Source organism: Pseudoalteromonas sp. S16_S37 (assembly GCF_014694405.1).
In the GTDB taxonomy this organism is placed as follows: domain Bacteria; phylum Pseudomonadota; class Gammaproteobacteria; order Enterobacterales; family Alteromonadaceae; genus Pseudoalteromonas.
Genome location: NZ_JAAUWV010000153.1, coordinates 1 through 1,157 on the forward strand (window position 1 = coordinate 1; position 1,157 = coordinate 1,157).

The window sequence follows — 1,157 nt, forward strand, 5'->3', positions numbered from 1 at the left end:
AGGTTTCGCTCTCTTTAAACAGCGGGTTGCGTTTTCTAAATTGGTTATCGGCTATGTAGCTATCAAAACCACTTTGCGCCATGAACTCTAGGTTCGCTTCGCTATTAAAGCCGCTGTCTGCGGTGAACTTAATTGTGTGGTTGTCTGTGGCTTTAACCGTGTTCAACTTATCAAGCTGCTGCTTTAATTGCGTCACTGCAGGTGGCAGTGTTTGTTGCTCGCCCACCGAACCCCACACCTGTGCTTGCAGGATGATTTGGTGCTTATCGTCATTTATCACAATGCCGTTGTAACCTTGGATGGTGCCTTTGGAGGTGGTCATTTTTGCACTGTCTGGGTCGGTGATATTGCTTTTAACCGGCTTCCCTTTGCTGCCTGTTTTTTCTGTATGTGTGGCGAGGAACCTTGTGATTTTAGCCGCGCTTTTATCTAGCTTTTCTTTTTGCTTTAAGTCCTGAGTGACTAGCTCTTCACTTAGGCCGTCTTGTGCTTGATGGCGCTCAATGATGCGTTTACTTGCCCGCTCTAGTTTTGCTTTTTTACGGCCTAACTCATCGAATGTGCCGCTCCACTCCTTGCTCGCATTCGACTTTAACTTGCAGCCATCAATGGCAAACATATTGCGACCTATCAACCCTTCTTCGTCACAAATCATCAGCACTTGTGTGAATAGCGCTTCAATCTGTTCGTGCATTTTAGCCACAAAACCCGCTATTGATGTGTAATGCGGCTGAATATCACCCGACACACTCATAAATAAAATGTTTGTTTCACACGCTTTAGCAATTCGACGACTACTGATTAAACCATGTGCATAGCCAAGTAAAATAACCTTTAGCATCACCGTGGGCGGATACGCCGCAGCGCCTGTTTTGTCGTTGTTATACCAAGTATCAAAACCCGACAAGTCGAGCTTATTTTCGACAATATAACAAAGCGCATATTCAAAGGTTCCTGGCAAAATTTGCTCAGCGAAATTGATTGGAATGAATTTATTTTGGCAGGATAAGTCTGGCTTGTAGTTGGCCATAACCGATTACCATGGGTGAATAATAGCTATTAGATCACAGTAACCAACTCGATTCAAGGTTAAAAAACAGCCAATCCAGAACCAATAATCCAGTACCTGAAAAGAGTAATTCTACAGCCTCAACGCC

General features: G+C 44.1%; 1 protein-coding gene. It reads right to left on the minus strand.

All coding sequences use genetic code 11. The features are described from left to right. On the minus strand, positions 1 to 1,030 hold a 1,030-nt coding region (locus HC733_RS22330), incomplete at its 3' end, for a transposase (protein WP_190367171.1). Positions 1,031 to 1,157 lie beyond the last annotated feature (127 nt).